This window comes from Rhodoferax sp. (assembly GCF_039922535.1).
Classification (GTDB): domain Bacteria; phylum Pseudomonadota; class Gammaproteobacteria; order Burkholderiales; family Burkholderiaceae_C; genus Rhodoferax_B.
Genome location: NZ_JBDTEM010000171.1, coordinates 1 through 2,005 on the forward strand (window position 1 = coordinate 1; position 2,005 = coordinate 2,005).

A 2,005-nucleotide genomic window follows, 5' to 3' on the forward strand; every position below is an offset into this window, starting at 1 on the left:
CATGCAGGAATAGCTTGGGGCTCGTGTTGGATGTTGTGGAACACGCTCCACACAGCTTGCCATGCCTGCCACACCGTGTCTACATCGGGAGCCCTAGCCCCGCCCACCGCGACTTGGTAGGAGCTGCCCAGCGGACCGGCCCGCCAGATACGCGGCTGGCTGAAGATTTGTACGTGCGGCAGGTTCAAGGCCACGGCCAGATGGCTCAGGCCCGAATCCACGCCCACCACGCCCACGCAGCCCGCCATTTGCGCGGCCAACGCGGCCAAACCCATGCGCGGCAGCATGTGGGCCTGCGGGCCAATCGCCTGGCAGAGCTGCTTCGCAAAATTTTCCTCGTAGGCATTTGCCTGCGGCACGCTGACCGGCAGGCCCTGGGCTACCAAGTGCTGGCCGATCTGTACCCAGTGGGCCAAAGGCCATTCGTTCTCGACCCGGGTGGTGCCGTGGACCAGCATCACGCTGCCATCCGGCTGTACTGGGGTCACCTGCAGTTCGTCATAGGCAATGCCGTCTTCCCGTGGCGGATAGCCCAGCGCCAGCGCGGCCAGACGGCGGTAGCGCTGTAAGGAATGGATGCGCGGCGGCATGGGCTGGGGACGCTGCACCAGGAAGCGCACCGGCCATTCGTAGCCACAGTCTTCGCTGCCGTTGCCGTAGGTGGCACGCCAGCCGCCGGGTGTGAGTCGGGCCTGGCGGGCGATCAGGGCGGATTTGATCAGACCCTGAAAGTCGATCACCACGTCGTAAGACTCGGCCTGCAGGGTCTGGGTGAAGGCGGCTTTTTCAGCCCGCACGCTGGCGCTGAACGGGGTTTTGCGCCAGCGCCGTTGTGCCAGCGGAATCACCCGGCCCAGACGCGGCACATGGGCCCGCAGCAACGGGGCAAAGGCTTCTTCGACCACCCAGTCAAACGTGGCCAAGGGCAAGGCCTGGCGCATGTCGTGCAAGGTGGGCAGGGTCTGGACCACGTCGCCAAACGACGACAGCTTAACGATCAGTACCCGCATGCCCCGGCCTTCTCCAGGCAGAGGCATCAATGCGCGCTGGCCGCCAAGGTGGCATCGGGCTTGGCGCGGCGCAGCAGGGCCAGCATGTCGTGCTGGATGCGCTCCAGCGCTTCGGGCGTGTGGCCTTCAAAGCGCAGCACCAGCACCGGCGTGGTGTTGCTGGCCCGGACCAGGCCAAAGCCATCGGGCCAATCGACCCGCAGGCCGTCGATGGTGCTGACCACGGCAGGCGCAGCAAAGTCCACCATGGCCAGGGCCTTGGCAACCACCACGGGCGGCTCGCCTTCGGCACAGGCCACGTTGAGTTCGGGGGTGGAGAAGCTGGTGGGCAAGGCGTGCAGCACGGCGTTTGCATCTGGCGACTGGCTGACGATTTCCAGCAGGCGGCAGCCCGCGTAGGTTCCGTCGTCAAAACCGAACCAGCGCTCTTTAAAGAAGATATGGCCGCTCATTTCGCCACCCAGCGGGGCCTGGCCACCCGCAGCTTCGATTTCTTTCATCTTGGCTTTGATGAGGGAGTGGCCGGTTTTAAACATCAGCGGCTGGCCACCGGCGGCGGCAATGGCCGGGGCCAGGCGCTGTGAGCATTTCACGTCAAACAAAATGGTGCCACCGGGTACGCGGCGCAGCACGTCTTCAGCGAACAGCTGCATCTGGCGGTCGGGGTAGATGTTGGTGCCGTCTTGGGTGACGATGCCCAGCCGGTCGCCGTCACCATCAAAAGCCAGTCCGAGTTCGGCACCGCTGGTTTTCAGGGCAGCGATCAAGTCCAGCAGGTTTTCGGGCTTGCTGGGATCGGGGTGGTGGTTGGGGAAGTTGCCGTCCACCTCGCTGAACAACTCGATCACTTCGCAGCCGATGGCGCGCAAGATGTCGGGAGCCGATGCGCCCGCAATGCCGTTGCCGGAATCGACCACGATTTTCATCGGGCGGGCCAGTTTGATGTCGGAGACGATGCGGGCGGTGTAGGCCGGTAGCACATCCACGCTGCGCAC

General features: G+C 64.7%; 2 protein-coding genes. Both read right to left on the bottom strand.

Annotation, left to right across the window (positions count from 1 at the left end):
* A partial coding sequence (gene waaC / locus ABI213_RS08075) for a lipopolysaccharide heptosyltransferase I (RefSeq protein WP_348008953.1) occupies positions 1 to 1,037 on the bottom strand: 1,037 nt, incomplete at its 3' end.
* On the bottom strand, positions 1,037 to 2,005 hold a 969-nt coding region (locus ABI213_RS08080; protein WP_348026667.1), incomplete at its 5' end, for a phosphomannomutase/phosphoglucomutase. The genes ABI213_RS08080 and waaC, both read right to left, overlap by 1 nt.